We start from the raw sequence: 26475 nt of genomic DNA on the forward strand, positions 1-26475 counted from the left end.
CTACTCCGCCGCCTGCAGCGGAGCGATGCGACGGCTCTGCTTGGCCTGCTCGTCATAGTCGCGCTGCCATTCCGACGGGCCGTTGGAAGCGCCGACCTGCACCGCAGTCACCTTGTATTCCGGACAATTGGTCGCCCAGTCGGAGAAATCGGTGGTGATGACGTTGGCCTGCGTGTCGGGATGGTGGAAGGTGGTGTAGACCACGCCCGGCGACACCCGGTCGGTGATCAGCGCGCGCAGCGTCGTCTCGCCCGAACGGCTGGTCAGCCGCACCCAGTCGCCATCGCGCAGGCCGCGATTTTCTGCGTCGTGCGGATGGATTTCCAGCCGGTCCTCGGAGTGCCACATGACATTTTCGGTGCGTCGCGTCTGCGCGCCGACATTGTACTGCGACAGGATACGGCCGGTGGTCAGCAGCAGCGGGAAGCGCGGTCCGGTTCTTTCGTCCGTCGCCACATATTCGGTGCGGATGAACTTGCCCTTGCCGCGCACGAAGCCGTCGACATGCATGATCGGCGTGCCAAGCGGCGCCTTGTCGTTGCAGGGCCATTGCACAGAGCCGACCCGGTCGAGCAGGTCGAAGGAGACGTTGGCGAAGCTTGGCGTCGTCTTGGCGATCTCGTCCATGATTTCGGACGGATGGGTATAGTTCCAGTCGAGGCCGATCGCACGGGCGAGTTCCTGCGTCGCCTCCCAATCGGCGTAGCGCGCCTTCGGTTCCAGCACCTTGCGCACCATATTGATGCGGCGTTCGGCATTGGTGAAGGTGCCGTCCTTCTCGAGGAAGGTCGAGCCCGGCAGGAAGACATGCGCGTAGTTCGCCGTCTCGTTGAGGAAGAGGTCGTGCACGACCACGCATTCCATCGCGGCCAACCCGGCGGCGACATGCTTGGTGTCGGGATCGGACTGCAGGATGTCCTCGCCCTGGATGTAGATGCCCTTGAAGGAGCCGTCGACGGCGGCATCGAGCATATTGGGAATGCGCAGGCCGGGTTCGTCGTCGAGCTTCACGCCCCACAGGCTTTCGTAGATGTCGCGCACCGCGTCACCCGAAATGTGCCGGTAGCCCGGCAGCTCATGCGGGAACGAGCCCATGTCGCAGGAGCCCTGCACATTGTTCTGGCCGCGCAGCGGGTTCACGCCGACGCCAGGCCGGCCGATATTGCCGGTGGCCATTGCGAGGTTGGCGATCGCCATCACCGTGGTCGAGCCCTGGCTGTGCTCGGTGACGCCGAGGCCGTAATAGATCGCGCCATTGCCGCCCTTGGCGTAGAGACGGGCGGCACCGCGGATCAACTCCGGATCGACGCCGGACAGCTTGCCGACGATTTCGGGGCTGTTTTCCGGCAGGGCGACGAAGGACGCCCAGTCCTGGAACTCAGCCCAGTCGCAGCGCTCGCGGATGAAGGCTTCGTCGAAAAGGCCCTCGGTGACGATGACATGCGCCAGCGAGGTCAGCACGGCGACATTGGTGCCGGGCTTCAGCGGCAAATGGTAGTCGGCTTCGACATGGGCCGACTTGACCATCTCGGTGCGGCGCGGGTCGAGCACGATCAGCTTGGCGCCCTGACGCAGCCGCTTCTTCAGCCGCGAGGCGAACACCGGGTGCGCGGAAGCCGGATTGGCGCCGATGATGACGGCGACGTCGGTGAATTCGACGGAATCGAAGTCCTGCGTGCCGGCCGAGGTGCCGTAGGTCTGGCCGAGCCCATAGCCGGTCGGCGAATGGCAGACACGCGCGCAGGTGTCGACATTGTTGTTGCGGAAGCCTTGGCGAACCAGCTTCTGGACGAGGTAGGTCTCCTCATTCGTGCAGCGCGAGGAGGTGATGCCGCCGATCGCGGTGCGTCCGTACTGGTACTGGATGCGGCGGAATTCCTTGGCCGTATGGGCGATCGCCTCTTCCCAGCTCACTTCGCGCCAGGGATCGCTGACCTTTTCGCGGATCATCGGCGACAGGATGCGGTCCTTGTGGGTGGCATAACCGTAAGCGAAGCGGCCCTTCACGCAGGAATGGCCGTGGTTGGCCATGCCCTCCTTGTAGGGCATCATGCGGATGACCTCGTCGCCCTTCACTTCGGCCTTGAACGAGCAGCCGACGCCGCAATAGGCGCAGGTGGTGACGGCCGAGCGCTCCGGCAGGCCCTTTTCAAGCACGGTCTTCTCGCGCAGCGCATCGGTCGGGCAGGCCTGCACGCAGGCACCGCAGGACACGCATTCGGAGGCAATGAAGTCCTCGTGCATGCCGGCGACCATGCGCGATTCGAAGCCGCGGCCCTCGATGGTCAGCGCGAAAGTGCCTTGCACCTCCTCGCAGGCGCGCACGCAGCGCGAGCAGACGATGCACTGCGCCGGATCATAGGTGAAATAGGGGTTGGACTCATCACGGGCGATGTAGTCGACCGCGAGCGAGCCATGGCCCGGCGCGACGCCATTTTCTTCCTTGACGTGGTTGCGGCCCTCAACGCCGTAGCGATTTTCGGTCAGGCCGACGGACTTCGCCACCACATCGAACTCGCTGGCGCCAGTTCCGGCCTTCTCGTGCCAGCCGGTCGGATGGTCGGAGACGTAGAGTTCCATGACGCCCCGGCGGATGGCGTCGAGCCTGTCCGACTGCGTGCGCACCACCATGCCTTCGCCGACAGGCGTCGTGCAGGAAGCCGGCGTACCGCCGCGCCCGTCGATTTCGACGAGGCAGACGCGGCAGGAACCGAAGGAGTCCAGCATGTCTGTGGCGCAGAGCTTGGGGATCTCCACCCCGCCTTCCATCGCCGCACGCATGATCGACGTGCCTTCAGGCACGCTGATGCTGCGGCCATCGACGGTCAGCGTGACCTGTTTTTGCGCCTTCGACTCCGGAGTTCCGTAGTCAATCTCTTCGATCAGCGTTGGGAAGTCGGCCTTGATGTTCATCTGCCAGCTCCTATTCAGCAGCCACGCGCGCTGGCGCGGGCTTGAAATCCTCGGGGAAATGCGTGATCGAGCTCATCACCGGGTAGGGCGTGAAGCCGCCCAGCGCGCAGAGCGAACCGAACTTCATCGTGTTGCAGAGGTCGGTGACCAAAGCGAGGTTCTTTTCCGGCTCGATTCCGGCGGCGAGCCTGTCGATGGTTTCCACGCCCCGCGTCGAGCCGATGCGGCAAGGCGTGCACTTGCCGCAGCTTTCGATGGCGCAGAATTCCATGGCGAAGCGTGCCTGCTTCAGCATGTCGGCGGTATCGTCGAAAACCGTGATGCCGGCGTGGCCGATCAGTCCATCGCGCTTGGCGAATTCCTCGTAGTCGAACGGCGTGTCGAACAGTGCGCGCGGGAAGTAGGCGCCGAGCGGGCCGCCGACCTGCACTGCCTTCACCGGACGCCCGGTGGACGTGCCGCCACCGATCTCGTCGACGATCTCGCCCAGCGTCAGGCCGAAAGCGGTTTCGAACAGGCCGCCTTGCTTGACGTTGCCGGCGATCTGGATCGGGATCGTGCCGCGCGAGCGGCCCATGCCGAAATCCTTGTAAAAGGTGGCGCCCTTGTCCATGATGATGGGTACGGAAGCGAGCGAAATGACGTTGTTGATCACCGTCGGCTTGCCGAACAAACCCTGTATCGCGGGCAGCGGCGGCTTGGCGCGCACCACGCCGCGCTTGCCTTCCAGGCTGTTCAAGAGCGAGGTTTCCTCGCCGCAGACATAGGCGCCGGCACCGACGCGGATTTCCATGTCGAAGGCGTTAGGCGAACCCAGCACATTGACGCCGAGCACACCGGCCTTGCGGGCGATCTCGACGGCCTTGTTCATGACAGCCACCGCATGCGGATATTCCGAGCGGATATAGACGAAACCCTTGGTCGCACCGGTGGCGATGCCAGCGATGGCCATGCCTTCGATGAGCACGAAGGGATCGCCCTCCATGATCATGCGGTCGGCGAAGGTGGCGCTGTCGCCCTCGTCGGCATTGCAGACGATGTATTTGCGCTCCGATGTCGTATCGAGCACCGTCTTCCATTTGATGCCGGTCGGGAAGCCTGCGCCGCCGCGGCCGCGCAGGCCGGAGTCGGTGACCTGCTTGACGACGTCGGCGGGCGCCATGGCCACCGCGTTCCGCAGGCCGCTCAGTCCGCCGAGCGATTTGTAGGCATCGAGCGACAGCGGGTCGTTGATGCCACAACGTGCAAACGTCAAGCGAGTTTGTTTGGCCAGGAACGGAATCTTGTCCGGTGCGCCGAGCCAGCGCTTGTGATGGCCGCCGGTGAGAAAACCGCTGTCGAACAGGCTCTTCACGTCCGACGGTTTCACCGGCCCGTAGGCGACACGGCCATTGGCCGTCGCCACTTCGACCATCGGTTCGAGGAAATAGGCGCCGCGCGAGCCGTTGCGCACAATCTTGGCCTCGATGCCGCGCTCCGCGAGTTCCTTGGCGACGGCCTTCGCGACCTTTTCCGCGCCCAGCGCCAGTGCGCCGGAATCGCCGGGAATATAGATGCGGGGGGTCATGAGCGCACCTCGGCGACGATCTCGTCGATCCTGTCGTCATCCAACCGACCGATCACCTCGCCATCCAGCATCGCAGACGGCGAGCAGGCGCACAGCCCGAGGCAATAGACCGGTTCCAGCGTAACCGATCCGTCACGCGTGGTCTCATGGAAGTCGATGCCGAGCAACTGCTTGACCTTGGCGGCGACCGCGTCCGAACCCATCGACTGGCAGGCTTCCGCCTGGCAGAGCTTGAGCACGTGCCGCCCGGCCGGGCGCGCGCGGAAATCATGATAGAAAGTCACGACACCATGCACCTCGGCCCTGGACAGGTTCAGGCCGTCGGCAATGATGGGGACGGCATCCTGCGGGACGTGGCCGAATTCTTCCTGGATGCCGTGGAGGATCGGCAGCAGCGGACCCTCGAGGTCCTTCAACTCCTGGATAATCGCCGCCGTGCGCGATGCGATCTCGGTACTTGCAGGCTGCATCGTCATGCAGCGCCCTCCCTGGTCGATAGCTTTTATCGCTAAGTCTTTACAAAATCAGAGGAAACCCGCGAAATCAATAAAGCTGTTTCGTTGCTCGATAGAAATCTTCTATCGACGAGCTTCGCTCAGCATTGTCTAGCCTAGCGGTGGGCGCGGAAATCGTCTGCCAGCGCCATCGCCTCGTCCAGCAGCGCCTGCACCAGCGGCGTGTGCGGCTCGCGCGGCGCGGCGACCAGCCCGACTGTGTGGCTGGCATCGGGCTCGACGATCGGAATGGCCCGGATCGGTTCGGAAAAACCGAATGTTTCCGCAAGGTTGAGTGGCATGATCGATGACCATTTGCCGGTCCGGATGTGCGAGAACAGCACGATCATCGAATTCGATTCCAGCGTCGGCCGCACCTGCACGCCGGCTTCCGCCAGGTGCTGGTCGATGATGCGGCGGTTCTGCATGTCCGGCGTCAGAAGGCACAGCGGCAACTGGCTGATCTCGGACCATGTCACTTTGTCGCGGTCGGAATAGGGATTGCCGATTGCGGTGATCAATTGGTAGCGCTCGTCATAGAGGGGCACGCTGGTCACCCGTCCCAGCGGTTCGTTGTCGAGATAGGTGATGCCCGCGTCGACATCGAAATTGCCAAGCAGCGACAGCACTTCGATCGAGGTCCGCGACAGCACCGAAAAGGTGACGCCTGGGTGCTTGTCTCGAAAGGGCGTCGTTAATCTCGCGACCATCGCCAATGCCGTCGGGATTGCTGCAATCCGGATGCGGCCGGAAAGGCCATACCGGGCGGCGCGCATCTCCTCGCGCATGGTCCTGGAGTCGCCGACGATGCGGCGCGCCCAGACCAACACTTGCTTGCCCTCCGGGGTCAGCCCCTGGAACCGCGACCCGCGATTGACCAACATGACGCCGAGCTGGCCCTCGAGCTGCTTGATGCCGGCCGACAAGGTCGGCTGCGTGACCCCACACGCCTCGGCCGCCCGGCCGAAGTGCTCTTCCTTGGCCAGCGCGATGAAGAATTCCAGCTTGTCGATCATTGGGGGAAGCTATCCGGCGCGGTGGCGTCGCGCCAGATGGTGTCGCGCTCAATCCTCCAATGCATGTCGCCCGAAAGTGACTTCGGTTTTGGGACAACGACATGCATAAAAAAGCGATCGCGCAGCGCTGCTTCGATCGCCGGGATCTACCGATCCACGAGATTGAGGATGTTGCCGTCCGGATCCTTGAACCATGCGACTTTCATGCCGCCGCCGACATACAGGTCACCCTCCATCGTTAGGCCGGGCATCTCGTAATGCTCGAAGGCGACACCCTTCGACTTGAGGGCGTTGACGACATCGGCGATGGTGTCGCCGACCATCCAGGTTACCGCCGTCGCCTTGTTGGTCCCTGCGAATTCGGAGCGATAGACATTGATCGTGGTATCGCCGCTTTTGTAGACGATCAATTCGCCGCCCTCATCGTGCACCTGTTCCAGGCCGAGTGTTCTCTCATAGAAGGCCTTGGCCCTTGCCAGATCCTTCACGGCGAGGTTTGCCGATGCGTTGCTGTTTGCAAGCATGATCGTCTCCTTCCCTGGTTGTCATTCCCTCTGGTCATGGAAATAGGTCGCCCAGGCCGCTTGACGACCGCCATCATGCCTGGCGCTTGGAGCGGTCCGCGATCTGCACTATGTGAGCTGCAGCCGAACGCCAGGGAACAACAGCCATGTCCATCACCAAGGAAATCGTCACCGAGCGCCTGAAGACGGTGAACGGGCCGGACTTTACCGGCAACATCGTCGACCTCGGCATGGTTTCGGAGATTTTCATCGCCGATTCGAAAGTGTTCTTCTCGATCACCGTTCCCGCCGCGCGCGCTCAGGAGATGGAGCCGTTGCGCGCCGCCGCCGAGCGGGTGGTGAAGGCCATTCCCGGCGTCGCCGGTGCGGTCGTCGCGCTGACGGCTGAAAAGAAAGGCGGCGGCATGGAGGCGTCGGTTCCATCGCGTCCCGCACCCAGGCCGGCGCCGACGGCTCCGGTCGCTGCGGCACCACGGGCGGCTCCGCATGCCCCTGCTTCGCAGAGCCAGGGCAAGCGCGGCGTGCCCGGCATCGAGGCGATCATAGCGGTTGCTTCCGGCAAGGGTGGCGTCGGCAAGTCGACCACGGCCGTCAACCTGGCGCTTGGCCTGGCGGCCAATGGCTTGCGGGTCGGTGTGCTGGATGCCGACATCTATGGCCCGTCGATGCCCAGACTGCTTAACATCCATGGCCGGCCGCAGACGATCGACGGCAAGATCCTGAAACCGATGGAGAACTACGGCCTCAAGGTGATGTCGATGGGTTTCCTCGTCGATGAGGAGACGCCGATGATCTGGCGCGGGCCGATGGTGATGTCGGCGCTGACGCAGATGCTGCGCGAGGTTGAATGGGGGCGGCTCGACGTGCTCGTCGTCGACATGCCGCCCGGCACGGGCGATGCGCAACTGACCATGGCCCAGCAGGTGCCGTTGGCGGGTGCCGTCATCGTCTCGACGCCGCAGGACCTGGCACTGATCGACGCCCGCAAGGGCCTCAATATGTTTAGGAAAGTCGATGTGCCGCTGCTCGGTATCGTCGAGAACATGAGCTACTTCATCGCCCCGGATACCGGCAAGCGTTACGACATCTTCGGCCATGGCGGCGCGCGCCGCGAGGCGGAGAGGCTGGGCGTCACCTTCCTCGGCGAGGTGCCGCTTGAAATGGGGATCCGCGAGAGCTCCGACGCCGGCACGCCGGTGGTCGTCTCGAAGCCGGATGGCGCCGAGGCGAAAATCTACCGCGATATCGCTTCCAAGGTCTGGGACAGGGTCAACGAGGAACGCGGCGCGGCCGAAGCGGCCGTGCCGAGTATCGTCTTTGAGTGAACCCTCACGGGGAGTGCGTCAGCCGCCCACTTTCTCGCCGAAAGCCGAAAAGAACTGTCCGGCCAGTTTCTTCGACGTCGATTCGATCAGCCGGCTGCCAAGCTGCGCGATCTTGCCGCCGACTTCTGCCTTGGCCGCATATTTGAGGACCGTCGCGTCTGGCCCGTCGGCGGTGAGCGTGACGTCGGCACCGCCCTTGGCGAAGCCGGCGATGCCGCCCTTGCCTTCGCCCTGGATGGTGTAGGCATGCGGCGGCTTGAGATTCCTGAGCGTCACTTCGCCGTTGAAGGTGGCCTTGATCGGCCCGATCTTCAGCACCACCGTTGCCGTCATCTCGGTCGCCGATTTCATTTCCAGGCTCTGGCAGCCCGGAATGGCGCCCCTCAGGACGGTTGGGTCGTTCAGCGCTTCCCACACTTTCTGCACGGGTGCGGCGATACGTTCCTCGCCCTCGATCACCAAAGCCATCTAAACCTCCCGCATCGCCTATGTCGGATTGGTCGTAGCGTGCGGCTCGATAGCTGTCTATCGCACCAAAGTCCGGATTCAGATCACGCGTGCCCCTTGCCTGCATCCGCGCGTTGTCATATCGATTTGTCATACAAATACGGAGACCATGATGGCCGGCGCCCCCACGAAAAAGAAAAAGTTCCGCTCGCAGGAGTGGTTCGACAATCCCGACAATCCGGGAATGACGGCGCTTTATCTCGAGCGCTACCTGAATTATGGGCTGACACGCGCCGAACTGATGTCGGGCAAACCGCTGATCGGCATCGCGCAGACGGGCTCTGACCTTTCGCCTTGCAACCGGCACCATATCGAACTTGCCAAGCGCGTGCGCGAAGGCATCGTCTCGATGGGCGGCATTCCTTTCGAATTCCCCTGTCACCCGATCCAGGAGACCGGCAAGCGGCCGACCGCCGCCCTTGACCGCAACCTCGCCTATCTCAGCCTTGTCGAGGTGCTCTACGGCTATCCGCTCGACGGCGTCGTGCTCACCATCGGCTGCGACAAGACCACGCCTGCCTTGCTGATGGCGGCGGCGACCGTCAACATCCCGGCCATCGCGCTGTCGGTCGGCCCGATGCTCAATGGCTGGCATAAGGGCAAGCGTACCGGCTCGGGCACCATCGTCTGGGAATCGCGCCAGCGCCTGTCGGCCGGCGAGATCGGCTATGACGAGTTCATGGACATCGTCGCGTCCTCGGCGCCGTCCACCGGCTACTGCAACACGATGGGCACGGCCACCACGATGAATTCGCTGGCCGAGGCGCTCGGCATGCAACTGCCCGGTTCGGCCGCCATTCCGGCGCCCTACCGCGAGCGCGGCCAGATCGCCTACGAAACCGGCAAGCGCATCGTCGACATGGTGCACGAGGACCTGAAACCGTCCGATATCATGACCCGCGCGGCTTTCGAAAACGCCATCGTCGTCAATTCGGCGATCGGCGGCTCGACCAACGCGCCGATCCATCTCAACGCCATCGCCCGCCATCTCGGCGTGCCGCTCGACAATGACGACTGGCAGACCATCGGCCTCAAAGTGCCGCTCATCGTCAATCTGCAGCCGTCAGGTGAATATCTGGGCGAAGACTATCACCACGCCGGTGGCGTGCCTGCCGTGGTCGCCGAACTGATGAAGGCCGGAATGCTGCCGCATCCCGATGCCTTGACCGTCAATGGCAAGTCGATCGGCGCCAATTGCGAGGGCGTCGCCAACGAGAATACCGACGTCATCCGCACAGTGGCCGAGCCGCTGAAGGCCAATGCCGGCTTTATCAACTTCAAGGGCAACCTATTCGATTCGGCGATCATGAAGATGAGCGGCATTTCGCCGGAATTCCGCGAGCGCTATCTGTCGAACCCGAACGACCCGGAAGCCTTCGAAGGCAACGCCATGGTCTTCGACGGGCCCGAGGATTACCACGCCCGCATTGACGATCCGGCGCAAGGCATAGACGAGCATACCATCCTGTTTATGCGCGGCGCCGGTCCCGTCGGCTATCCCGGCGGCGCCGAGGTCGTCAACATGCAGCCGCCGGCCTATCTGATCAAGAAGGGTATCCACGCGCTGGCCTGCATCGGCGACGGCCGCCAGTCCGGTACGTCGGGCTCACCGTCGATCCTGAACGCCTCGCCGGAAGCCGCGGTCGGCGGCGGCCTGGCGCTGCTCAAGACCGGCGACCGCGTCCGCATCGACCTGCGGAAGGGCACGGCGAACATCCTCGTCAGCGATGACGAGATCACACGGCGACGCGCCGAGCTGCAGAAGGATGGCGGCTATCATTATCCCCAGCACCAGACGCCCTGGCAGGAGATCCAGCGCGGCATGGTCGACCAGTTCTCGACCGGCATGGTGCTGAAGCCGGCGGTGAAATATCAGGATGTCGCCCACACGATGGGGGTGCCTCGCGACAATCATTGATTATTCCCGGGAATAGTCATCGATTATTCCTGGCTGGTCACTGATGATGGATCACGACGACCGGCGGCCTTCGATCAGGCCGCCGTGTCACAGCCACGGGCCGGGAAACGCTCTGTCCTTGACAAGCCAGCCCAACAATTCCACCATCATCGCAAGGGGTGTATCGCGACGACCCCGTGAGGCGTCAGCCCAATGTTCGCGTCCAGGCTTCTTCAGGAGGTGGACGCCATGCCGTCAACAACCGCTATCACCGTACAGCAACTATCCCGTCTGATTGGTCTGCCGGGCGCACCTTTGATCGTCGATGTCCGTATCGATGAAGACTACGACGCCGACCCGCGCCTGCTGCCGGCCTCTCACCGGCGCAATTTCAAAACGGTCTCGGCCTGGGCACACGACCTTGCCGGCAGCCAAGTGGCCGTCCTTTGCCAGAAGGGGCAAAAGCTTTCGCAAGGGGTTGCCGCGTGGCTGCGGCATGAAGGCATTGCCGCCGAATCCCTCGAAGGCGGCTTCGAAGCCTGGCGCGATGCCGGCGGGCTTCTGGTCCGCGCCGACAAGATACCGTCCCGCGATGAAAAGGGCCGCACCGTCTGGGTAACGCGGGCTCGCCCCAAGGTCGATCGCATCGCTTGCCCATGGCTGATCCGGCGCTTCATCGATCCCGACGCGGTGTTTCTCTTCGTCGAACCCGCTGAAGTTCCGGCTGTCGCAGACCGCTTTCAGGCCGTGCCTTTCGACATCGATAATGTGTTCTGGAGTCATCGCGGCGAGCGCTGCACCTTCGACACGATGATCGAGGAGTTCGGGCTGGAATCCCAGGCACTCGATCGGCTTGCCACGATCGTGCGCGCGGCCGACACCGCACGCCTGGATCTCGTTCCCCAGGCAGCCGGATTTCTGGCCGCCTCTCTTGGCCTGTCACGCATGTTCCGCGACGATCTGGAGCAGCTGGAGGCCGGCACGATGCTCTATGACGCGTTCTTCCGCTGGTGTCGCGACGCCACTGACGAGACGCACAACTGGCCGGGCGGGGCAAAGCCGTCATGAGCAGCCTCATTTCGGGCAATGATGCCGACCTCGTCGAGGCGCCGGCGGTCCCGAGCTTCCGCGAAGCCACGAAACTCTGGGCGAAGATCGGATTGCTGAGCTTCGGCGGGCCGGCGGGGCAGATCGCGCTCATGCACAAGGAATTGGTCGAGGGCCGGCGCTGGATCGGCGAACAGCGTTTCCTGCATGCGCTGAACTACTGCATGCTGCTGCCCGGTCCCGAGGCCCAGCAACTCGCCATCTATATCGGCTGGCTGCTGCACAGGACGATCGGCGGCCTTGTCGCGGGTGTCCTGTTCGTGGTGCCCGGCGCACTCGTCATGCTCACCCTGAGCATTCTCTATGCGCTCTATGGTGATGTCCCGCTGGTCGCGGCGCTGTTCTTCGGGGTCAAGGCCGCCGTGCTCGCGGTCGTGGTCGAGGCGGTGATCCGCATCGGCCGCCGCGCCTTGAAGAACCGGTTGATGGTGGCGATCGCGCTCTGCGCTTTTCTCGGCATCTATGTGCTCGCCATCCCGTTCCCGCTCATCGTCCTGATTGCAGGATCGGTGGGATGGGTGGGAAACCGTGTCGCGCCAGCCCTGTTTTCCGGCGCGGCGCACGGCAAGAACGACGCTCCCGATATCAGGGGCGCGGTCGACCTGATGTTCGAACGCGGCGAACTGGCCCATACCAGGCCGACACGATGGCATGCGCCGTGCACCATCGCGATCTGGCTGCCGATTTGGCTCGGGCCGGTTCTGTTGCTCTGGGCACTCACCGGGACGAACAGCGTGTGGACGCAGATTGGCGGCTTCTTCAGCCTCATGGCGGTGGTCACCTTTGGCGGCGCCTACGCGGTTCTTGCCTATGTCGCGCAGGCAGCCGTGCAGTCCTTCGGCTGGCTCGCCCCTGGTGAAATGGTCGATGGCCTTGGCCTTGCCGAGACCACGCCGGGTCCACTCATCCTGGTGTTGCAATTCGTCGGCTTCATCGCCGCGTTTCGCCACTCCGGCTCGCTGGACGCACTGCTTGGCGGATCGCTTGGAGCGCTGCTGACGCTGTGGGTTACGTTCACACCCTGCTTCTTCTGGATATTCCTCGGCGCGCCCTACATCGAGGCCCTGCGCGGCAACAAGGCCCTGTCGGCCGCGCTGGGCGCGATCACCGCCGCTGTGGTCGGCGTCGTCATGAACCTTGCTCTGTGGTTCGCCTTGCACGTCGTCTTCCGCGAAGTGCGCATGACGGGCCTTGGCATGAATGTGCCGGTGCTTTCGTCGATCGACTGGCGAGCCGCGCTGCTTTCAGTGGCCGCCATGGTCGCCATCCTGAAGTTGAAAACCGGTGTGCTGCCGACGCTTGCGGGATGCGCTCTTGCCGGCGTGTTGCTGCTCGCCGCGGGCGGCTAGTGGATGTCGCCCGGAAGTGTCTTCGGTTCGGGAAAACGACATGCATCGAAACAAGATCTAAGGCGCGTCGCATGGATCCGTTTCGACGCGACGCGGTTTAGATTTTCCGGCTCCTTTGTATTCCGCTTCCGAACCACCTAACTGGTGAAAAACGGATTGGACCAGCAATGGCGGGACGACGCTCTTCCCTCGGCTTTCTCGGCATGTTCGGCCGCTCGGGTGATTTGCGGCAGCTCGATGCCGCCTTGCGTGGCGCCGACCTGCATCCCGCCCTCGTGCCCGAAGGGGTGAAACTAACCATCGTCAATCTGATGAAGGACCACTGGCCCGAGGAGCCGCCGCCGCAGGCCTATCCGCGGGTAGCGAACCTGTTCAGCTACTGCATCGCCGGACCGGAAACCTTCGAGCGTGTGCAAGGCCCACAGCAGCGGCTCGACGCGGAGCGCCGGATCGAGGCCGCTCTCGAAACCGGCGACGATCTCGATGCCCAGATCGTGCTGATGGCACTGCACGCCAAGCTGATCAACGCCGAGGTGGTTGAGCGCTTCGGGCTGGGCGCCGACTGAGCGCTGGCTGAGTGCTTTCGTGAAACGCTGAAACCGCTCTAAGCCCGGCTTATCTCCTGGAGATACCAGCCGATATAACGCAGCTCGTTGTACTCCATCGGCGCGATCGGTCCGGGCACGAAATAGTGCGAGCGTACGCCGCGCGCCGTATGCTCGATGATCTTCTTGTCCTCGTCCGTGGTGACCTTCCACAGCCAGGTCAGTTTCTCCAGATCGTAGTCCTGGCCTTCGACAGCGTCGCCGCGCACCAGCCAGATCAGTTCCATCTCGCAGGTCTGAGCCGTTTTCGGGATGAATCGGTAGATCATCCCGTGGTCGGGGTAGCAGACGAGGAAAGTCGTGCCGCCAAGATGGATGGAGGTGACGCCGCCGTCATAGTCGGTGAAGCGGCCCATCAGTGGCGCGACGGGGGAGCCGTCCCGGCTGCCGCTCGAAACGCCGTCATAGAGCGCATAGCGGAATGTGTGGATCGCCTCCTGGCCGGCGGCCGAATTCTGCCAGCGATCGCCGCTGCCGATCTCGATGCCGAGAGCGCAGGTCCGCTGTTCCATCGCGGCATTGAGCTGCTCGATCATTTCCGCGGGCTTTTCCAGCGCGTGCGTCTGCGAATATTCGGGATGCGCAGGTCCGCAATGGTAGCATTCGACGTAATTTTCGACGGCGAGCTTCCAGTTCGCGTCGAGCGGATAGCTTTGGCGATAGGCCACCTTGGCATCGCCCCAACCATATTGTCCGCAACTCGTGCGCAAAGATTGCTCGATCGGATCAAAATCGAGTGGCGTCTCGGCGAAGGAGATGAAGACAAGGCCGGTCGCGACGCGGACATGGAGCTTCTTCAGCCCGTGCGCGGTGCGGTCGAAATCCTTCGGCATCAGCCTGGCGGCGCGCAGCGAGCCGTCATTGGAATAGGTCCATGCATGGTACGGGCAGACGAACACTTTCGCGTTGCCCTTCTCTTTGGTGCAGACCTCGGCGCCGCGATGGCGGCAGACATTGAGCATGGCATGCACGGTGCCATCCATGCCACGCGACAGGATGACCGCCTCGTCACCGAGCTTGAACAGTTCGAAGTCGCCGGGGTTGGGAATGACGCTGGCATGCGCCAGGCAGTGCCAATGGCGGCGGAACAGACGTTCCATGTCCCGCTCGAAAATATCCTGGTCGTGGTAGAATGGGCGCGTCAGGCCGTAGCCTGGCCGGTGCGAGGCCACCAGCCGATCGATGGCATCTTCGGTATTTGCGGCTTGCTGGATAGGATAGACGCTCATTTGTCGTTCTGCCCAATGGTTGGTTCTGTCGGTGGCTATCTGTATGTCGGTCTTCTGGCTAGCCGCCCATGCTCGCGCGCGGCAAGTGGATCAGGTTGCCGAAGCGGGCGCGCAATCTGTCGTCGACCAGCTTGGGCACGTGCCGCGGAAATCGTTCCGCAAGGATGCGCTTCTTCTCGTCGATCGCCCGGGTCAATATATCAGGCCGGCCTTTTTCGTTCCATTCCTTCGGTGAGGAACGATCGCCGAAGGCGGGATAAAAACGCTCTGCCTGCGCCGACTTGAGCGTTTGCTCGTTGTCAAGATAATGGCCCGGACCCTTGAGGCAGACATCGGCGATGGTGTCGATCGATAGCGCTTCGTCCGTCACTTCGATGCCGCGTGCGCAGCGCAGGCAATGGCCAAGCATGTCATTGTCGATGATCAGGCTTTCCAGGCAGAAGCCGAGCAGCGAGGCATGCATGCCGGCCGATTCGTAGACGAGGTTGAGGCCCGAGAGACCGGCCATCACATTGGTGATGCCTTTCTCGTAGCCGGACTGGATATCGGGCAGTTTCGAGTCTGTCATGCCGGCGGCCGAGCCGCCGGGCAGGTCGTAGAATTGCGCCATCTGCGCGCAGGCCGCCGTTACCACCGCCTGTTCGGCCGAGCCACCGGCCATGGTGTTGGTGCGCAGGTCCGACATGAACGGCCAGGCGCCGAAGATCGCCGGATGTCCCGGCTTGAGCGCGTTAACATACACCAGGCCGGCCAGCACTTCGGCCACTGCCTGCGCGACCGCGCCGGCCATCGCCGCCGGAGCGGTTGTTCCGGACTGGCCGGTGGAGAGGAGAAGGATGGGGATGCCGCCTTCGACGCAGGCCTCGAGCACGCCGCAGGCATCCTCGGCGAACTTCATCGGTGGCACGACGAAGGAGTTGGAGTTGGAAACGAATGGCCGGGCGCGGAAATTCTCCTCGCCACCGGCGATGGCATAGAGCATTTCGAGCGCCGGCTTCACATTCTCGCGCACGGTGAAGGACGTGCCGACATGCTTCGATGTCCCCATCACGCAGGCGTAGAGCGTGTTGAAATCCATATCGAGCGGGTCGGCGATGTCGCGCGCCACCATCGGCCGCTGGAAAAAATGGATGTTGCTCAGTCCATCGACGATGCGGGCGGCGTCATAGATGTCCTGCAGCTTCGATTCGCGATACTCGCGCTTTTCGAGATCCACCAGATGCACGGCGATACCCGCCGTGCCGTAGTGGACACGCTTGCCTTGGATCACCATGTCGTGCTTGGGGTCCTGGCCATGCAATGTGAAATGCCGCGCGGCTCGCTTGATGGTGTCGAGTATGAGCGCACGGGGGAAACGGATGCGGCCATCGTCGCCATGGATGGCGCCAGCCTTGGTCAGGACTTTTATGCAGGACGGGATGGCGTTGGCGAAGCCGACCGTTTCCAGAAGCGTCAGCACGCCCTCATGAATGCGCTCGCAGTCGTTTCCGCGCAATGGCCCGTAACTGCCGCCTTCCATGGCTTGGTGTAGTGGCCCGTTTGGTGGAATGGCTGATTTCACCGCACGTCCCGTTTCGCGGTCGCCGGAGCGTTGTGGACGACGGTTCGCCGGCATGTCCTGCTTTTCGACAGCCACTGGCATGGAAGCACTCCACCTCTACCGGCAGGAGTTCGTGGCGGTTGGTCCACCATCAACCTGCTTCTTCTCTGACGCCGACTATGCCGCCGGCACTGGCCCATCCTATGAGCCAGCTGGCCCAGCTACATGTGCCAGACCTAAAACAAACCGGAGCCGCTGAGAAGCGGCTCCGGTCGAGAAATCGGCTTGATGGATCAGGCGGCGGCCGGCCTGCGTCCGGCTGCGGTGGCGAGTTCCCGGATGCCGGGCTCGATGTGCTGCAGAGCGATAGAGGAAATGCCCAACCGCATGAAACGCGAAGGCTTCTCGGTGCGGTCGAAGAAGCGGTCGCCGGGCTCGATGATGACGCTGCGCGAGGCCGCGGCTTCGGCCAAACCGCGGGAATCGGTGCCGCGGGGCCCTTCCAGCCACAGCGACGTGCCGCCGGCCGAGTCGGTCGAGCGCCATTCCGGCAGGAAGGCCGAAATCGCATGGACCAGCCGCTTGCGCCGCTCGTCGAAGGCGCTCGACAGCCGCCGCACCAGCGCTTCGTGATGGCCGAGCGACAGGAAGAGCGCCACGGCGCGCTGATTGTTGGCCGGCGGATGGCGCAGCATGAAGCGGCGCAGCGCCCTGAGTTCGGCGATCAGTCCAGCGGAAGCCACGATGTAGCCAAGCCGCAGCCCCGGGGCCAGCGTCTTCGACATCGAGCCGACATAGACGACGCGGCCGGAACGGTCGAGGCTCTTCAATGCCTGCTGCGGCGCCTCGTCGAGAAGCTGGCTGTCATAGCCGTCTTCGATGATGATCTGGTTGTGCCGGTTGGCGCGCGCCAGAAGATCCTGCCGCCGCTCCGCCGACAACGGCACCATGGTCGGGCAATGATGACTGGGGGTGACGAAGACGAAGCCGGAATCATTGGGAATAGAAGAGGTTACGATACCGGACTGGTCCACTGGCACCGGCTCGATGTCGGCGCCCGCGAGCCGGAAGATCGAGCGTGCGTCGGGATAGCCTGGATCCTCCATCGCCACTTTCGAGCCCTTGGTCATCAGCAGCGAGGCCAGCATATAGAGCGCGTTCTGGGCGCCCAGCGTGACGATGATCTCGTCGGGATTGGCGAAGATGCCGCGCCGGGGCAGCAGCCGTGCCTGGATTTGCTCGATCAGCAGCGGATCGTCGCGGTCGACCATGTCGGACGCCCAGTTGCGGATCTCCAGCACGGCCAGCGCCATGCGGTTGCACTCGCGCCACTCGGCGGTCGGGAACAGCGCCGGGTCGAACTGGCCGTACACGAAGGGGTAGGAGGACTTGATCCAGTTCTCGTGCTTGGCGGGCGGCGGCATGTCGCTTGCCGCGATCTGCCGGCGCGCCTTCCAGTCGATCTCGTTGGCCTGGTCGGGTGCTTTCTGGTGCGGCTTGGCGGGTGTCGCCAGCACGTCCGGATTGACGAAATGGCCGCGCCGCTCGCGCGCCACCAGGAAACCCTGGTCGACGAGCTGCTGGAATGCCAGCACCACCGTTCCGCGTGCGACGCCGAGTTTCTCGGCCAGGATACGGCAGGAAGGCAGCGGCATCGAAGCGGCGATCTGGCGGTCGAGAATCGCGGCCACGATGGCTTGGCGGATCTGCGCCTGCAGGGTCTGGCCGGATTCAGCCGAAATCCGGAACAGGCCGGACCATATCGCCGTGTCGTTTCTCTGTGGCATGGAAGATGTTCCTCGATGGCCAGCTTTTTTCGCTTGGCTGGACCAGCCGAACGTAACCGTGGCACAAGGGGTTGCGCCAATCAATTTTTCTGATCTTTGGGATTTATGCCAGTGATCCTTCAAGCTCGAAATAAGGTGCGGCCCCTCGCTCTCGACACCACCTCGCTCCTCGATACCCACCTCCTTGCTCGATACATTGTGTCATCGCATCGTGATGTGCTGCGTCATCGCCGCGTATTGACCGGATGGATTTCGGCTCAATAGTTGGGGCGCGACGACACGCGCCGGAAACATCCGGTCTGATATGGTGCGTCGAAAAAGCCAGGAGTCCCCGCCAGTGGATCAGTCAGCCTTCCAGAAACAGCTTGCCGCCCTGCGCGACCATCGCGCCGCGGCCCCGGGCGACATGCGCCAGGCCTTTGCCGCCGATCCACAGCGCTTCAAGACATTCTCCGCCGCTGACGGCGACCTCCTGCTCGACTGGTCGAAATGCGCCGTCGACGCGACGACCATGGATTTCCTTGAGAAGCTCGCCGCCGCAGCCGATCTCGAAGGCCGTCGCGCCGCCATGTTCGCCGGCAAGAAGATCAACATCACCGAAGACCGCGCCGTCCTGCACACGGCGCTGCGCAACCTGAGCGGCAAGGGCGTCACGGTTGACGGCCAGGACGTCAAGGCGGATGTCATATCCGTGCTCGACGCCATGGGCGCCTTCGCCGATGCCATTCGCTCCGGCAAGGCAACAGGCGCCACCGGCAAGAAGATCACCGATATCGTCAACATCGGCATTGGCGGCTCCGACCTTGGTCCGGCCATGGCGACGCTGGCGCTCGCCCCCTATCATGACGGCCCGCGCGCCCACTATGTCTCCAACATCGACGGCGCTCACATCCACGACACGCTGAAGGGGCTGTCCGCCGAAACCACGCTGTTCATCATTGCCTCCAAGACTTTCACCACGGTCGAGACGATGACCAATGCGCAGACGGCGCGCGACTGGGTGCAGAAGGCGCTCGGCAAGGAGGCCGTGGGCAAGCATTTCGCCGCCGTCTCGACCGCGCTCGACCTGGTGGCCAAGTTCGGCATCGAGCCGGATCGCGTCTTCGGCTTCTGGGACTGGGTCGGCGGCCGCTATTCGCTGTGGGGCGCGATCGGCCTGCCGGTCATGATCGCCGTCGGCCCAAGGAATTTTCGCGCTTTCCTCGACGGCGCGCACGAAATGGACGAACACTTCCGCACTGCGCCGCTCCAGAAAAACCTGCCGGCGCTCCTCGGGCTGGTCGGCTGGTGGCACCGCGTGGTCTGCGGCTATCCGGCCCGCGCGGTCATCCCCTACGATCAGCGCCTGTCCAGGCTGCCGGCCTATCTGCAGCAGCTCGACATGGAATCGAACGGCAAGAGCGTTACCCTTGACGGGACGCCGGTGACGACGCCGACCGGGCCGCTGGTCTGGGGCGAGCCAGGCACCAACGGCCAGCACGCCTTCTTCCAACTGCTGCACCAGGGCACCGATTTGATCCCCGTCGAGTTCCTGGCCGCCGCCGTCGGCCACGAGCCTGATCTCAAGCATCAGCATGACCTGCTGCTCGCCAACTGCCTGGCGCAGTCGGAAGCGCTGATGAAGGGCCGTACGCTGGAAGAGGCGCGCGCGCAGATGCTGGCCAAGGGCATGAAGCCGGCCGATGTCGACCGTATCGCGCCGCATCGTGTCTTCTCCGGCAACCGGCCCTCGGTGACCATTCTCTACCGCAAGCTCGACCCGCGCACCTTCGGCCGGCTGATCGCGCTTTACGAGCACCGCGTCTTCGTCGAGGGCACGCTGTTCAACATCAACTCCTTCGACCAGTGGGGCGTCGAACTCGGCAAGGAATTGGCCACCGGCCTCCTGCCTGTCGTGGAAGGCAAGGAAAGCGCCGCAAACCGGGACGCCTCGACCAGGGGCCTTGTGGAACGCATCCACCAATTGCGTGGTTCGGAGTGAAGCGCTTGGCTGACATCAAGGGGATATTGTTCGACAAGGACGGAACGCTTGTCGACTTCAACGCGACCTGGCTCGGCGTCGCCGACTTCATGGCCATGGACGCGGCCGACGGCGACCGCTGGAAAGCCGACAGGCTGCTCGCGGCCGCGGGCTTCGATTTCGCCAACCGGCGCTTCAAGCCCGATTCCATCTTTGCCTCCGGCACCAATCTCGACGTTGTCGAACTGTGGTTCCCGCGCCTGTCCAATGAAGACCAGATGCTGGCCGTTGCCCGTTTCAACGAGATCACCTCGGTGCAGGGCTCGACGATGGCGGTGGCGCTGCCGGGCATCGCCGACACGCTGGCTCTGCTGCACAGGCGATCCTACCGGCTTGGCGTCGCCACCAACGATTCGACCAGCGGCGCGGAAAAGACGCTTGTCACGCTGGGTGTCGCGCAACTGTTCGAAGCCGCCTATGGCTATGACGCGGTGGCCAACCCCAAGCCCGCTCCCGACACCATCCAGGCCTTTTGCGATCTTACGGGGCTCAAGCCGTCTGAGATCGCCATGGTCGGCGACAACAGGCACGATCTCGAAATGGCGCGTGCCGGCGGCTGCGGCCTGGCGGTGGGCGTGCTCTCCGGCACCGGCACGCGCGAATCGCTGGCCGAGATCGCCGATGTCATCCTGGATTCGGTTGCCGATCTGCCGGATTTCCTTTCGACGCGGGTCAAGGAGACGGTCTGATCGGCAGGGCGGCGTACTGTTCGGGCTGGAGGCGAAAGACAGCGCTCGGCTTCAGCGCGGCGTCTTTCGCCTCGCCGAAATCCGGCACCTTGTATTCGGCAAGCAGCCGCAGCCGCGAGCGCGGCAGATAGGCCCGGCCCGGATCGCCGACCAGCACCTCGATGCCGGCGGCGAGGCAGCGGTCGAGGAAAGGCATCATCCCCAAGGCGACACCTTGTCCGTAGAACACGTCGCCGGCGAGCACTAGGTCCACGGCGGGCGGTGGCCCGGTGGTGATGTCGTTCCCCATTATCGTGATCGTGACGCCATTGGCCGCTGCATTCAGCGCCAGCGCGGCAACGCCGTTCCGATCGACCTCGGTGGCCATCACCTCACACGCGCCGGCCTTTCCCGCGGCAATGCCGACAATGCCGGAGCCTGCTCCAAGGTCGAGCACGCGGCGGCCCGCCACGATCTCCGGATGGTCCAGCACATAGCGCGCCAGCACGGCGCCGCCTGCCCAAGCATAGGCCCAATAGGGCGGCTGCGGCTCCTGCGAATCGGCGTCATCGCCTTCGACAAGGCGCCTCAGCCCGCTGCTCGGGTGGGCGGTATAAAGCCGGATTTCGGGAAGCGCCGGCACCGATGTCAGGCGCATGTTCGCCTTGATGAATTCCGCCGGGTCGAGGCGCGGGCGCCGGACCGGCGTATCGTCGTTGGCGAGATCCACTATTCGCGCAGCGCCCGCCGCAGGATCTTGCCGACCGGCGTCTTCGGCAATTCGGTCCTGAACTCGATGTATCTGGGCCGCTTGTAGCCGGTCAGGTTCTCGCGGCAAAAGGCGGTGATGGCCTCGGCGGTCAGGGCCGGGTCTTTCTTGACGATGAACAGTTTCGGCACTTCGCCCGAATGCTCGTCCGGCACGCCGATCGCCGCCACTTCGAGCACGCCGGGATGCGCCGCCACGACTTCCTCGAGTTCGGTCGGATAGACGTTGAAGCCGGAGACGAGGATCATGTCCTTCTTGCGGTCGACGATCTTGGTGAAGCCGCGATCGTCCATGAAGCCCATGTCGCCGGACTTGAAGAAGCCGTCCTTGGTCATCACCCTGGCGGTCTCGTCCGGCCGGTTCCAGTAACCGGCCATCACCTGCGGTCCCCTGATGCAGATCTCACCGACTTCGCCGAGCGGTACGTTGTTGCCGTCGTCGTCGCGAATGGCGATTTCGGTCGAGGGCAGCGGCAGGCCGATAGTGCCGGTGAACTCGCCGGAGCTGAACTTGTTGGCCGTCGCCACCGGCGAGGTCTCCGAAAGACCGTAGCCTTCGCTGATGGGGCAACCGGTCAGCGCCTTCCAGCGCTCGGCGACACCCTTCTGTACCGCCATGCCGCCGCCAAGCGTCAAGAGCAGCGGCTTGAAGTCGAGCTTGCGAAAGTCCTCATTGTTGAGCAGCGCGTTGAACAGCGTGTTGAGGCCCGGAAAGATATGGATCGGATACTTGCCCATTTCCTTGACGAAGCCGGGAATGTCGCGCGGATTGGGGATCAGTATGTTCTGGCCGCCCATCTGCATGCCCATCAGTGCATTCACCGTCAGCGCGAAGATATGGTAGAGCGGCAGTGCGCAGACTAGGTTGAGATGCGCCGGCTTTGGCTTGACGGTGTAGGCGTCCTGCAGCCACAGCGCATTCTGCGCGACATTGGCCAGCACATTGCTGTGCGAGAGGGTCGCGCCTTTCGAGATTCCGGTGGTGCCGCCGGTATATTGCAGGAAGGCGACATCGCTGGCGGCCACCGTGGCCGGCTTGAAAGCCATGCCGCGGCCAGCCTTGAGGGCCGCGTTGAACTTGACATGGCCAGGCAATGACCAGACCGGCACCATCTTCTTGACGCGGCGCACGACCAGATTGACGATCGAGCCCTTCAGGCCGCCGAGCAGGTCGCCCATGGCCGCGACGACGACGTGCTTGACCGAGGTCCTGGCGACGACCGCCTGCAGGGTGTTGGCGAAGTTTTCGAGGATGACGATGGCCTGCGCCCCGGAATCCTTGAGCTGATGCTCCAGTTCGCGCGGCGTGTAGAGCGGATTGACGTTCACCACCGTAAAGCCGGCGCGGGCGACCGCCATCATCGCTATGGGATACTGCAGCACGTTCGGCATCATCAGGGCGACACGCGCGCCCTTCTGCAATCCTGTGGACTGTAGGTAGGCACCGAAGGCCGCCGAAGACTGTTCGAGCTGCGCGTAGGTGATGGACTTGCCCATGCACGTGAAAGCCGGCTGGCCGGCGAACTGCTTGCAGGCGCCAACGAGGAAGTCGCCGATGGAACCGTAGGGAAGGGCGCCGATCTCGGCCGGCATGTTCTTGGGATAGCTGTTGAGCCATGGCTTTTGCGGCAGGCCGGCGGCGAGTTCGGTGAGCGCCTTCGGCAGCCGTTGGCTGGCCGCTGTCGCTGGCTTGGAGACCGGTGCAGTCTTCGCCGGTGGCGAACTCTTCGTCGTCGCGGTTTTGCCCGTTCCGGCCTTGCCCGATCCGGGCTTGGTCGCGGGTGCCTTTGTCGGCGCGGCCTTCGACGCCGGCTTCGCGGCGGTCCTGGCGGTGGCCACGGTTTTTGCCGCGGGTGCTTTCTTGCCGGCCGCCGCCTTCGCGGTCGCGGCCTTGCCCGCGGCCTTGCCTTGCCCGTCGTCGCCTGCGGCTGGTCTAGGCCTCGCCTTAACGGACGCTTTCACCGGGGCCTTCGATGCTTTTGCCACCCGTTCCTCCTCGACAACCCTGGTCGCCTGTTCTCGCTGGGCCCTACCGCGCCGCCTCCAGATTGATGGAGACGTCCCTCCGCTGCCGCCAGCTGTCTATCTATGTATTGCCTCTATCGGCGGCGGTGCAAGTCTTGCCCTAGCGGCAGGATGCCGAAAGATTTGCCGCCGAAAACCTTTCCCGCCGGCCACGGCTGGAACGGCATCTTTCCGCACCGGCGGCGGATGAATACAGGGCGCGGCACCCTTGTCGCCGGACGTCTGATCAATAAAAAAATGCGGTCGTTAATAATATCGTGAATAGAAAAAAGTGCTAATTTTTTCTGCCATTTAACAAAATTGCGGATTTTTTTCCTGCTTCCCGCGGGGTAAGCAAACGGGGTGTTCCAAACCCGGAAAAACGGTGCTTATATGCGCGCTTCGCGAGCCTGATAGAGGGGCTTGGAAGAACATCAGGGAGTGCTCAATGAAGAAGAAATTGACTTTTGCAGCCGCGTTGCTGGCTGCAAGCGTCCTGGGCGGCGTGGCCAACGCGAAAACTCTGGTCTATTGCGCTGAAGCGTCGCCGGAGGGTTTCGACCCGGCGCCGTATACCGCGGGCCAGACATTCGACGCGTCCTCGCGTACCGTCTTCAATCGCCTTGTCGAATTCGATCACGGCAAGACCTCGGTTTCGCCCGGCCTGGCGGACAGCTGGACCATTTCCGACGACGGCAAGGAATATACCTTCAAGCTGCGCAAGGGCGTCAAGTTCGCGCCCACCGACTACTTCACCCCGACCCGCGACCTGAACGCCGACGACGTGGTGTTCTCTTTCGAGCGCCAGGTCGACAAGAACGGCCCCTGGTTCCAGTACATACCGGGCATTGCCTACCAGTATTACAATGACCAGTTCGGCGACAACATCACCAAGGTCGAGAAGGTCGACGACCTGACGGTGAAGTTCACCCTCAAGGAACCGGCGATCACCTTCATTCCGACGCTGGGCATGGATTTCGCCTCGATCGTCTCGAAGGAATATGCCGACAAGCTGCAGGCCGACAAGACGCCTGAACTGTTCAACCAAAAGCCGGTCGGCACTGGGCCGTTCATCTTCGTCGACTACCAGACCGATGCCGCCATCCGCTACAAGGCCAACCCGGACTATTGGGGCGGCAAGCAGAAGATCGACGATCTGGTCTTCGCCATCACCACCGATCCGGCGGTGCGCGCGCAGAAGCTGAAGGCCGGCGAATGCAACATCATGTCCTATCCGGCACCGGCCGACATTGCCGGCCTGCAGGCTGATGCGAACCTGACGGTCGCGGAGCAGGAAGGCCTCAACGTCGGCGCGCTGATGTACAACACCCAGCAGAAGCCGTTCGACGACGTGCGTGTCCGCAAGGCGCTCAACATGGCCATCAACAAGAAGGCCATCATCGACGCCGTGTTCCAGGGCGCCGGCCAGGTGGCGATCAACCCGATCCCGCCGACCATGTGGTCCTACAACAAGGACGTGAAGGACGATCCGTACGATCCGGACGCGGCCAAGAAGATGCTTGAAGAGGCCGGCGTCAAGGACCTCAAGATGAACGTCTGGGCGATGCCCGTCTCGCGCCCGTACATGCCGAACGCGCGCCGCACCGCCGAGCTGATTCAGGCGGACTTCGCAAAGGTCGGCGTCACGGTCAACATCGTCAGCTACGATTGGGGTGAATACCTCAAGCGCGCTTCCGCGGTCGATCACGACGGCGCCGTCATCGTCGGCTGGACCGGCGACAATGGCGATCCGGACAACTTCCTCGGCGTGCTCCTGAGCTGCGCTTCCGTCGGTTCGAACAACCGCGCGGAATGGTGCAACAAGGACTTCGATGCGCTCATCAACAAGGCCAAGACGGTTTCCGACCAGGCCGAGCGCACCAAGCTCTACGAACAGGCACAGGTCATCTTCAAGGAGCAGGCACCGTGGGCGACGCTCGCCCACTCCAAGGTGTTCATGCCGATGCAGAAAACCGTCTCCGGCTTTGCGATGGATCCGCTCGGTATCCATCGCTTTGACGGCGTCGATATCGCCGAATAAGGTTCGCGAAACGGGGCGGCGCCACAAGGCGCCGCCCCACCTCGCCCGCCATGCTGCGTTATATCCTCGGCAAGCTCGCCCTCATCATCCCGACCTTCATCGGGATAACCATCCTCGCTTTCGGCTTCGTGCGCATCCTGCCCGGCGATCCGGTGCTGGTGCTTGCGGGCGAACGTGGCCTGTCGCCCGAACGTCATACGGCGCTGATGCACCAGTTCGGGTTCGACCTGCCGATCTGGCAACAGTATCTGACCTATCTGACCAATATCCTCGGCGGCGATTTCGGCACCTCGTTTTCAACCAAGACGCCGGTGCTCAAGGATTTCCTGGTGCGGTTCCCGGCCACGGTCGAACTCGCCATCTTCGCCATGATCTTCGCCGTCATCTTCGGTGTTGCCTTCGGCATTTTTGCTGCCATCCGCCGCGGCTCCTGGTTCGACCAGCTGACCATGGGCACCGCGCTCGCCGGCTATTCCATGCCAATTTTCTGGTGGGGGCTGCTGCTGATCATCGTGTTTTCCGGCACGCTGCACTGGACGCCGGTCTCGGGCCGCATCGACCTTCTCTATTTCTTCAAGCCGGTGACCGGCTTCATGACCATCGATTCCCTCATCTCGGGCCAGAAGGGCGCCTTCCGCTCGGCGGTGTCGCACCTCATCTTGCCCACCATCGTGCTCGGCACCATTCCGCTGGCGGTCATCGCCAGGCAGACCCGCTCGGCCATGCTCGAAGTGCTGGGCGAGGATTATGTGCGCACCGCGCGCGCCAAGGGCCTGGCGCCGCGGCGCGTCATCGGCCTGCATGCCTTCCGCAACGCGCTGATCCCGGTCGTCACCACGATCGGCCTGCAGGTCGGCACGCTGTTGACCGGCGCCATCCTGACCGAGAGCATCTTTTCGTGGCCGGGCATCGGCAAGTGGATGATCGATGCCATTTCCAAGCGCGACTATTTCACCGTGCAGGGCGGGTTGCTTTTGATCGCGCTGATCGTCATGTCGGTGAACCTTATCGTCGACGTGCTCTATGCCGTCATCAACCCGCGCATCCGGGCGAATTGACATGACCAATGAAGGCCCAGCCACCATCGAAGCCGCAACCGTCGTCAAGCCGCAGG

20 protein-coding genes are annotated in these 26475 nt (G+C 63.3%); 9 read left to right on the forward strand and 11 right to left on the reverse strand.

From position 1 onward, the window contains the following. The 5 genes from fdhF to LB524_RS05835 form a co-directional block, all read right to left on the reverse strand. Complete coding sequence (gene fdhF, locus LB524_RS05815; RefSeq protein WP_140614861.1) at positions 1-2913, reverse strand: formate dehydrogenase subunit alpha; 2913 nt, start codon at positions 2911-2913, stop codon at positions 1-3. A 10-nt stretch (positions 2914-2923) separates the two neighbouring features. Then, positions 2924-4480, reverse strand: coding sequence for a formate dehydrogenase beta subunit (locus LB524_RS05820; protein ID WP_224524349.1), 1557 nt, complete (start codon positions 4478-4480; stop codon positions 2924-2926). Further along, positions 4477-4956, reverse strand: coding sequence for a formate dehydrogenase subunit gamma (locus LB524_RS05825; RefSeq protein WP_140614859.1), 480 nt, complete (start codon positions 4954-4956; stop codon positions 4477-4479). Before LB524_RS05825 ends, LB524_RS05820 begins: the two co-directional genes overlap by 4 nt. A 134-nt stretch (positions 4957-5090) precedes the next feature. Continuing rightward, positions 5091-5990, reverse strand: coding sequence for a LysR family transcriptional regulator (locus LB524_RS05830; protein ID WP_015314117.1), 900 nt, complete (start codon positions 5988-5990; stop codon positions 5091-5093). 146 nt (positions 5991-6136) lie between these two features. Then, a complete protein-coding gene (locus LB524_RS05835; protein WP_224524352.1) occupies positions 6137-6514 on the reverse strand; it encodes a VOC family protein in 378 nt (125 codons plus the stop codon). A gap of 146 nt (positions 6515-6660) precedes the next feature. Between LB524_RS05835 and LB524_RS05840 the strand changes: the two genes are divergently transcribed. Then, complete coding sequence (locus LB524_RS05840) at positions 6661-7839, forward strand: Mrp/NBP35 family ATP-binding protein (RefSeq protein ID WP_224524360.1); 1179 nt, start codon at positions 6661-6663, stop codon at positions 7837-7839. Between the two features lie 18 nt (positions 7840-7857). On the opposite strand, the gene LB524_RS05845 is transcribed toward LB524_RS05840, so the two are convergent. Beyond that, positions 7858-8307, reverse strand: coding sequence for an SRPBCC family protein (locus LB524_RS05845; RefSeq protein ID WP_224524363.1), 450 nt, complete (start codon positions 8305-8307; stop codon positions 7858-7860). A gap of 151 nt (positions 8308-8458) precedes the next feature. Between LB524_RS05845 and LB524_RS05850 the strand changes: the two genes are divergently transcribed. The 4 genes from LB524_RS05850 to LB524_RS05865 all read left to right on the forward strand — a co-directional run bounded on the left by LB524_RS05850 (position 8459) and on the right by LB524_RS05865 (position 13265). Next, positions 8459-10264 carry an IlvD/Edd family dehydratase gene (locus tag LB524_RS05850; protein ID WP_015314113.1) on the forward strand — a complete coding sequence of 602 codons (1806 nt, stop codon included), beginning with the start codon at positions 8459-8461 and terminating at the stop codon, positions 10262-10264. Positions 10265-10492: 228 nt separating this feature from the next. Beyond that, the gene (locus LB524_RS05855; RefSeq protein ID WP_224524630.1) at positions 10493-11311 is read left to right on the forward strand and encodes a chromate resistance protein ChrB domain-containing protein; all 819 of its coding nucleotides are present in this window, start codon (positions 10493-10495) and stop codon (positions 11309-11311) included. Then, the gene (gene chrA, locus LB524_RS05860; RefSeq protein WP_224524365.1) at positions 11308-12699 is read left to right on the forward strand and encodes a chromate efflux transporter; all 1392 of its coding nucleotides are present in this window, start codon (positions 11308-11310) and stop codon (positions 12697-12699) included. The genes LB524_RS05855 and chrA overlap by 4 nt, the downstream gene beginning before the upstream one ends. Before the next feature lie 167 nt (positions 12700-12866). Further along, complete coding sequence (locus tag LB524_RS05865) at positions 12867-13265, forward strand: hypothetical protein (RefSeq protein ID WP_224524369.1); 399 nt, start codon at positions 12867-12869, stop codon at positions 13263-13265. 38 nt (positions 13266-13303) lie between these two features. On the opposite strand, the gene LB524_RS05870 is transcribed toward LB524_RS05865, so the two are convergent. The 3 genes from LB524_RS05870 to LB524_RS05880 form a co-directional block, all read right to left on the reverse strand. Then, positions 13304-14533, reverse strand: a complete 1230-nt coding sequence (locus LB524_RS05870; RefSeq protein ID WP_140614851.1) for an aromatic ring-hydroxylating oxygenase subunit alpha — start codon at positions 14531-14533, stop codon at positions 13304-13306. Positions 14534-14591: 58 nt separating this feature from the next. Continuing rightward, positions 14592-16175 carry a trimethylamine methyltransferase family protein gene (locus tag LB524_RS05875; protein ID WP_224524370.1) on the reverse strand — a complete coding sequence of 528 codons (1584 nt, stop codon included), beginning with the start codon at positions 16173-16175 and terminating at the stop codon, positions 14592-14594. A gap of 191 nt (positions 16176-16366) precedes the next feature. Next, positions 16367-17860, reverse strand: a complete 1494-nt coding sequence (locus tag LB524_RS05880; protein ID WP_015314107.1) for a PLP-dependent aminotransferase family protein — start codon at positions 17858-17860, stop codon at positions 16367-16369. Positions 17861-18197: 337 nt separating this feature from the next. Between LB524_RS05880 and pgi the strand changes: the two genes are divergently transcribed. Together pgi and LB524_RS05890 are read left to right on the forward strand one after the other, a co-directional pair. Beyond that, positions 18198-19841: a glucose-6-phosphate isomerase gene (pgi, locus tag LB524_RS05885; protein ID WP_411909897.1), complete on the forward strand. Its 1644-nt coding sequence runs from the start codon at positions 18198-18200 to the stop codon at positions 19839-19841. A 5-nt stretch (positions 19842-19846) separates the two neighbouring features. Next, positions 19847-20569: an HAD family hydrolase gene (locus LB524_RS05890; protein ID WP_015314105.1), complete on the forward strand. Its 723-nt coding sequence runs from the start codon at positions 19847-19849 to the stop codon at positions 20567-20569. On the opposite strand, the gene LB524_RS05895 is transcribed toward LB524_RS05890, so the two are convergent. After that, positions 20553-21278, reverse strand: coding sequence for a class I SAM-dependent methyltransferase (locus LB524_RS05895; RefSeq protein WP_411909898.1), 726 nt, complete (start codon positions 21276-21278; stop codon positions 20553-20555). The two genes, LB524_RS05890 and LB524_RS05895, sit on opposite strands and share 17 nt — an antisense overlap. Then, positions 21278-23302, reverse strand: a complete 2025-nt coding sequence (locus LB524_RS05900; protein WP_224524375.1) for a long-chain fatty acid--CoA ligase — start codon at positions 23300-23302, stop codon at positions 21278-21280. Before LB524_RS05900 ends, LB524_RS05895 begins: the two co-directional genes overlap by 1 nt. A gap of 466 nt (positions 23303-23768) precedes the next feature. Between LB524_RS05900 and LB524_RS05905 the strand changes: the two genes are divergently transcribed. Both LB524_RS05905 and LB524_RS05910 read left to right on the forward strand, forming a co-directional pair. Then, positions 23769-25361, forward strand: coding sequence for an ABC transporter substrate-binding protein (locus LB524_RS05905; RefSeq protein WP_015314102.1), 1593 nt, complete (start codon positions 23769-23771; stop codon positions 25359-25361). 50 nt (positions 25362-25411) lie between these two features. After that, positions 25412-26419, forward strand: coding sequence for an ABC transporter permease subunit (locus LB524_RS05910; RefSeq protein ID WP_015314101.1), 1008 nt, complete (start codon positions 25412-25414; stop codon positions 26417-26419). The last annotated feature ends 56 nt before the right edge of the window (positions 26420-26475 follow it).

Origin of the sequence: Mesorhizobium sp. ESP6-5 (assembly GCF_020164695.1) — a bacterium.
Lineage (GTDB): Bacteria > Pseudomonadota > Alphaproteobacteria > Rhizobiales > Rhizobiaceae > Mesorhizobium > Mesorhizobium australicum.

What these genes read in the sequence shown, in the direction of transcription:
- LB524_RS05875 (WP_224524370.1), bottom strand. Translation starts at nt 16,175, where the DNA reads ATGCCAGTGGCTGTCGAAAAGCAGGACATGCCGGCGAACCGTCGTCCA.
- LB524_RS05910 (WP_015314101.1), top strand. Translation starts at nt 25,412, where the DNA reads ATGCTGCGTTATATCCTCGGCAAGCTCGCCCTCATCATCCCGACCTTC.
- LB524_RS05880 (WP_015314107.1), bottom strand. Translation starts at nt 17,860, where the DNA reads ATGCCACAGAGAAACGACACGGCGATATGGTCCGGCCTGTTCCGGATT.
- LB524_RS05870 (WP_140614851.1), bottom strand. Translation starts at nt 14,533, where the DNA reads ATGAGCGTCTATCCTATCCAGCAAGCCGCAAATACCGAAGATGCCATC.
- LB524_RS05835 (WP_224524352.1), bottom strand. Translation starts at nt 6,514, where the DNA reads ATGCTTGCAAACAGCAACGCATCGGCAAACCTCGCCGTGAAGGATCTG.
- LB524_RS05825 (WP_140614859.1), bottom strand. Translation starts at nt 4,956, where the DNA reads ATGACGATGCAGCCTGCAAGTACCGAGATCGCATCGCGCACGGCGGCG.
- LB524_RS05830 (WP_015314117.1), bottom strand. Translation starts at nt 5,990, where the DNA reads ATGATCGACAAGCTGGAATTCTTCATCGCGCTGGCCAAGGAAGAGCAC.
- chrA (WP_224524365.1), top strand. Translation starts at nt 11,308, where the DNA reads ATGAGCAGCCTCATTTCGGGCAATGATGCCGACCTCGTCGAGGCGCCG.
- LB524_RS05820 (WP_224524349.1), bottom strand. Translation starts at nt 4,480, where the DNA reads ATGACCCCCCGCATCTATATTCCCGGCGATTCCGGCGCACTGGCGCTG.
- fdhF (WP_140614861.1), bottom strand. Translation starts at nt 2,913, where the DNA reads ATGAACATCAAGGCCGACTTCCCAACGCTGATCGAAGAGATTGACTAC.
- LB524_RS05905 (WP_015314102.1), top strand. Translation starts at nt 23,769, where the DNA reads ATGAAGAAGAAATTGACTTTTGCAGCCGCGTTGCTGGCTGCAAGCGTC.
- LB524_RS05840 (WP_224524360.1), top strand. Translation starts at nt 6,661, where the DNA reads ATGTCCATCACCAAGGAAATCGTCACCGAGCGCCTGAAGACGGTGAAC.
- LB524_RS05855 (WP_224524630.1), top strand. Translation starts at nt 10,493, where the DNA reads ATGCCGTCAACAACCGCTATCACCGTACAGCAACTATCCCGTCTGATT.
- LB524_RS05865 (WP_224524369.1), top strand. Translation starts at nt 12,867, where the DNA reads ATGGCGGGACGACGCTCTTCCCTCGGCTTTCTCGGCATGTTCGGCCGC.
- LB524_RS05850 (WP_015314113.1), top strand. Translation starts at nt 8,459, where the DNA reads ATGGCCGGCGCCCCCACGAAAAAGAAAAAGTTCCGCTCGCAGGAGTGG.
- LB524_RS05845 (WP_224524363.1), bottom strand. Translation starts at nt 8,307, where the DNA reads ATGGCTTTGGTGATCGAGGGCGAGGAACGTATCGCCGCACCCGTGCAG.